Source organism: Scytonema hankhaensis NUACC26 (assembly GCF_045865695.1).
Classification (GTDB): Bacteria; Cyanobacteriota; Cyanobacteriia; order Cyanobacteriales; family Nostocaceae; genus Scytonema.
Genome location: NZ_BAACAP010000038.1, coordinates 1 through 5,639, shown reverse-complemented (window position 1 = coordinate 5,639; position 5,639 = coordinate 1). Strand labels below are relative to the sequence as shown.

Genomic DNA, 5,639 nt, shown 5'->3' with positions numbered 1-5,639 from the left:
CGTACTGGGAACTGTTGTACCAGATCCCGTTCCGGTGGTGGTGTCAGTACCAGTGGAACCCGTACTGGGAACTGTTGTACCAGATCCCGTTCCGGTGGTGGTGTCGGTACCAGTGGAACCCGTACTGGGAACTGTTGCACCAGATCCCGTTCCGGTTGTCGGATTGGTACCAGTGGAGCTACCTTGTGTACCAGTAGTACCGCTAGCACCTGTACTGCTACCAGCACCAGAAGCTCCGCTCTGAGCAGCAACTGGTAGGATTGGATGTAAAGTCACAAGACCAAAAGCAAAAGCACTTGTCCAGATGATTTTTGATAAATAAGAAGGCTTCATAGTTCTAATTCCTTGATTATTCTAATTTTTGCGTGTTTTTTTTGATTTTTAAATCAATATTGTTTGACTTTCGTAGATGCTGTCCTTTGAGTAATCATGGCTTAGATAAAGTGAAGAGATATCAGTCTAATTGAGTAAATTTACCGATATAAAATAACAAGTTTTACAAAAAAAAAGTCTATCATTAGTATTATTTTCTTTTCATAAAAATTACATATTATAGAATTTGAACTAATTTTATGAAAATATGCAATTTCTGAATCAGAGATGATTTATAAAAATTTTTAAGTAGGGTGGGCAATACTCACCTCACAATCCTATTGGTGGGCAATGTCCACCCTACTACCTATATTTCAAAGGGTATTATTATGACACATAAAGTTTCAAAAGAAACGGTACAAGCAGCGCAAGAACATGCCTTGAAGTCGCTCAAGCATGGTGAAGAAATAAAAGAGCTAGCCCAGAAGCTAAAAACAGGAAATTCTGCTGAGCAAGAACAAGCTAGACGGATTGAACCGTATGCGAAAACTATTCAGGAACACTCGGAAGAATTTTTAGTGAAGGTACAGCAACTCCAGGAAGATGATAACTCTACAGAAGCATTTGTAGAGTGCGTAGAAGAGCATATAAAAGCGACTGAAGCCCATACTCAAGCAGTGAAAGAATTTTACAAAGCGTCTCCGACACATTTACATTCTGTAGAAAAGAAGCACTCTTAGTAGAGGAAGCATCCCAATAGGAGGGCATTGCTCCTCAGAATAGAATTCTGGGGCTATACAAACGAAGTCCGCCTATGCACTCCGTGCACGCTTCGCGTTCCTCGACTTAACATAAAGTCCACGTAGGTGGACTTTGTTTGTATAGATGCGATTTTAATCGCCCAATGTTTTTTCCAAATTGGGATGCTCCCCTTAGTAGACGCTTGCGTTCAGCAATTATGGCTAAAAATTTCTGTTTGAAAAAGAAGATTGGGATTGGGGAAGAGAAAGTCAATCCCCTGTCTCGCCAATCCCTAGCTTTTCTACTTAGAACAATTGTAGAATCAGTTGGAGTGGAATGTCTACCCTGCTGGAGCGATCGCTAAGTTCGGAGCCTAGTGCAAAGATAGTTTTCTCTAAAACAAAGGCATCCAAAAGCACTTGCAATTCTGTAGTTGTACTTGGTAAGAAGCCATTTTGTCCGGCTGTCACTAGATAACTATTTAAGAAAGCCGTACTGACCCAAACGTACCAAAAACGACTCCAAGCTTCCATTAATGGCAAAGCTTCAGCGCGAACCATTCCACTGTCTATTTCATTGCGAAGCCCAATTTGTGATGCATAGTGGAACGACAATAGCATCCCAGCGACATCTCTTAAGGGACAACGCTTCATGCGTCGTTCGCTCAAACTACGACCTTCACCACCTTCAAAATCGTGGATGATAAAATCTTTCCCCGTGTACAGCACCCTCTTCAAATTGTAATCACCGTGATAGCGGGTACGCATTGCAGTAATTTTTTGGTTGAGAATTAACTGATAACGTCCCAAAACGTCTTGTTGGTAATTAAGAACGGTGTGCGCCAGTTTTTGCGTTTCGGATGGTAGGGAATTTATTCGATCTTCCAATAACAGGAAGACTTGACCGGTTAAGTTACGGGCGTATTGGTAAATGGAACGCTGGTAGAATGATGAAAATGGTTCGGGAGTAAAGTCAGAATTTTCTGAATCGCAACTCAAAGCCATGTGAAGTTCTGCTGTACTCTGACCCAAGATTTGAGCGCTCACGAGATACGAACCAATAGTTTGGTTGGCTAATTCGGGAATTTCTAAACTCAACAACTCTATGGGAGAATTTGAGGGAATCGGGACTTCAGTGATTTCTACTTGTTGGGTAGTCACGAGATCGAAGTAGTCTTGCAAGCTATCAAGGGTATAGTCCCATCCATTCCGGGTATCTTGGATATATTCTTGCAAGATTCCTACAGTCGTCGGCTGTGCGGGAAGCGCTCCTACTCTATTGGGAGTGCGGTATTCTAACGCTCCAGCAATAGGTGCAAAGTGTGTGATGCGTTTCTTCTCTCCCAAAAAGCGCCGTAATTCTAAATCGGGATGCATTCCCTCTTCGAGTTTGCGGAAGATTTTTAAGAACAGGCGATTTCCATAAATGACATAAGTGTTTTGAAATTCTCCTTGGAGAATTGTGGGTTCGAGGGTTTCATCACCTCTCAACTCTGGGAGTAAATCGGTTGCTTTTGCTGCCAATTCTCCTGACATTCCTTTGAAAAAGCGATTTTGAGCGATCGCATCCACCAGGAGACAGAGAAATTTCTCATCTGCTGTTGCATCAAATAAAATTCCGTTGGCAGGAGTTTCTGAATCTACCCCTATTCTTTGAACTTCTAAACGCGCCACCACAGCTTGAGGGTTGTCTGCTAAAACTTGTCTTGCTTGCTCGTCCTCTGCATAAGCAAAGACCAAAAGGTAAGTTTCGGAGTCTCCTTGAAGGTACTCTACCCGCAACCAAACCATCTTAGCTTCAGTATCTTTGCTAGATATTGAGACAGTTTCGGTAATGTGTGTTGACTGAACGGTTAGAGCTTTGCCGTTAAACCAGTTACAAGTGTAGAGATAACCTTGCAAAACAGATTCTAAAGTGGCTTTTGCTTCTCGCTGAGTAAAGACATTCTGCCATTGACCGCTTACAACTAATGTAGTGAGGTCTGCTTGAGGTCTCGGTGGCTGAGTCAAAGTCGCTTTGGGCGATAGAGCAAACCAGTAGAATCCATAGGGGCTGAGGCTGAGGAAGTAGCAGGAATCTCCAATTGCAGGGAACTCCGTTTGACCAAAAATTTCCATTGGTACGAGTCCGTTGAATGGCGATAAGTCTAATTCGACTGTTTGCACAAATCGCGACAGATTCGCCACCACTAAAATTGTTTGCCCGTTATAATTTCGGGTAAAGGCAAGTACTTTGCGGTTCCTGGGATGCAGCAGTTCAAAGGTTCCCAAACCGAAGGCTTGGAAGCGCTTTCTGGTTGCGAGCAAGCGTTTTGTCCAATACCAAAGGGAATTGGGGTTACTTCTTTGGGCTTCAACGTTGACTGCTTCGTAATGATATTCTGATTCTACAATGACTGGTAAGTATAACTTTTGGGGGTTAGTGCGACTAAAACCAGCATTGCGATCGGAACTCCATTGCATCGGGGTACGAACACCATTGCGATCGCCTACATAAACGTTATCTCCCATGCCTATCTCATCTCCATAATAAAGCACGGGGGTTCCCGGTAGGGATAACAGCAAACTGTTCAGCAATTCTATTTGCCGACGGTCATTTCCCAGAAGGGGTGCTAATCGACGACGAATACCCAAGTTAACTCTCATCACCGGGTCTTGTGCGTAGACTCGGTACATATAATCGCGATCTTCATCCGTAACCATTTCTAAGGTCAGTTCGTCATGGTTCCGTAAGAATAACGCCCATTGACAATTATCGGGAATTAAGGGAGTCTGGTTGAGAATGTCAATAATAGGGAAGTTATCTTCCATCCGCAACGCCATAAATAAGCGAGGCATGAGAGGGAAATGAAAATTCATTTGACACTCATCCCCAGACCCGTAGTACAAAGCTGCATCTTCTGGCCATTGATTTGCTTCAGCCAAAAGCATACGATTGGGGAATTTAGCATCAATGTGCGATCGCAATTCTTTCAAAAAAGCGTGGGTTTCAAACAAGTTTTCGCAGTTTGTTCCTTCCCGTTCGTATAAGTAAGGCACTGCATCCAACCGTAACCCATCCACTCCCATTGCCAACCAAAAATCTAGGACATCAAACACCGCTTGACGCACTGCAGGATTATCGTAGTTTAAATCGGGTTGATGGGAGTAAAAGCGATGCCAGTAATACGCTTTAGCAATAGGGTCCCAAGCCCAGTTTGAAGTTTCAAAATCTTTGAAAATAATCCGCGCCTCTTGGTATTTTTCTGGGTGATCGTTCCAGACATAAAAATCTCTTTCCTGACTGCCTTTTGGGGCGCGACGTGCTCGTTGAAACCAAGGATGCTGGTCAGATGTATGGTTGACAATTAATTCAATAATGACACGAATATCTCGTGAATGAGCCGCTTCTAGGAATTCTTGAAAGTCTTCCAGCGTACCATAAATTGGGTTAACATTGGTATAATCGGCGATGTCATAACCATCATCTCTCAGTGGTGATGGGAAAAATGGCAATACCCACAGAGCAGTCACGCCTAAATCTTGCAAGTAATCCAGTTTTTCAGTTAGCCCCCGAAAGTCGCCAATTCCATCACCGTTACTGTCCGCAAAGGCACGAACAGGAACTTCATAGATAATTGCACTTTTAAACCAAAGAGGATCGTCTTTCAAAAGTAAGTTTTGCATTTTTCCTTCAACCGTTCTTGGTAAAGCACCAGTAAAAATCTTATAGGTGTAAACGCCAGCCAAAAATTTAACTTTAGCCGAAATACTTACGTTGACCATCTAACGTAAGTAAGAGCAATGTTTATTCATTTAATTTTACAAAACAACTTTTTTCTCATCTCAAGTTACGTAAGTCTTAGGATTGATGAATTTCTTAGATTAAATATCAAAAATAGTAAAACAAATTACAACAGAAAATGCATTTATATGCATTGAACATAATAAAACCAGTATGAGGAAAATATGGTTGTAACTCATCAAAAATATGCAGTGGGAGTATTTGCCGGACGTCGAGATGCAGAGCAAGCACTCAATGAATTGAAAGATTCTGGCTTTCTCATGGAAAAAGTTTCCCTAGTCGCCAAGGACGTTGAGCAAGGAGAACAGCTTGCCAATGCCCAGATGACTTCTCATATCGACGGAGAAAATGTCAATACTGCTACAGGAGTCATTGGAGACACTCTCACCGCAGCAACTTGGGGGAGTATATTGGTCGGTCTCACAAGTTTAGCACTTCCTAGTTTAGGAGCTGTGTTGGCAGCAGGTTCTTTAGGTGTAGCTTTGGCAAGCAGCATTGGGGGTGTCGCTGTAGGATCTGCTGCAAGTCATAATTTGGTGAAGGCTTTGGCAGATTTGGGAATTCCTGAAGAAAGAGCTAGAGTTTATAGCGATCGCATTCATCAAAGTGAAATTTTAGTACTATTAGAAGGCACTTCAGATGACCTGCAAAAGGCAGAGAAAATTTTGAAGAATCGCGATGTTCAATACTGGGGAGTTTATAATTCTGCCACAGCTTAGTGTTAATAGAAATTACTTTCACTTTGTTCTTAGAGGATGTTTTAAATATTTTTTACCCCACCCTAACCCTCCCCGATGTATTGG

Annotated in this window: 3 protein-coding genes and 1 pseudogene; 2 read left to right on the top strand and 2 right to left on the bottom strand. The window is 42.4% G+C overall.

Going from position 1 to position 5,639, the window contains the following annotated elements; all coding sequences use genetic code 11:
• A pseudogene (locus tag ACKTT2_RS00725) lies at window positions 1–333 on the bottom strand (WGxxGxxG-CTERM domain-containing protein); the annotation flags it as partial.
• Window positions 334–701: 368 nt separating this feature from the next.
• On the opposite strand from ACKTT2_RS00725, the gene ACKTT2_RS00720 reads away from it, so the two are divergent.
• Window positions 702–1,052, top strand: a complete 351-nt coding sequence (locus ACKTT2_RS00720) for a hypothetical protein (RefSeq protein WP_407882956.1) — start codon at window positions 702–704, stop codon at window positions 1,050–1,052.
• A gap of 306 nt (window positions 1,053–1,358) precedes the next feature.
• On the opposite strand, the gene treS is transcribed toward ACKTT2_RS00720, so the two are convergent.
• On the bottom strand, window positions 1,359–4,718 hold the full coding sequence (treS, locus tag ACKTT2_RS00715; protein WP_407882957.1) for a maltose alpha-D-glucosyltransferase: 3,360 nt from the start codon (window positions 4,716–4,718) through the stop codon (window positions 1,359–1,361).
• A 282-nt stretch (window positions 4,719–5,000) separates the two neighbouring features.
• On the opposite strand from treS, the gene ACKTT2_RS00710 reads away from it, so the two are divergent.
• A complete protein-coding gene (locus tag ACKTT2_RS00710) occupies window positions 5,001–5,555 on the top strand; it encodes a general stress protein (protein WP_407882955.1) in 555 nt (184 codons plus the stop codon).
• Window positions 5,556–5,639 lie beyond the last annotated feature (84 nt).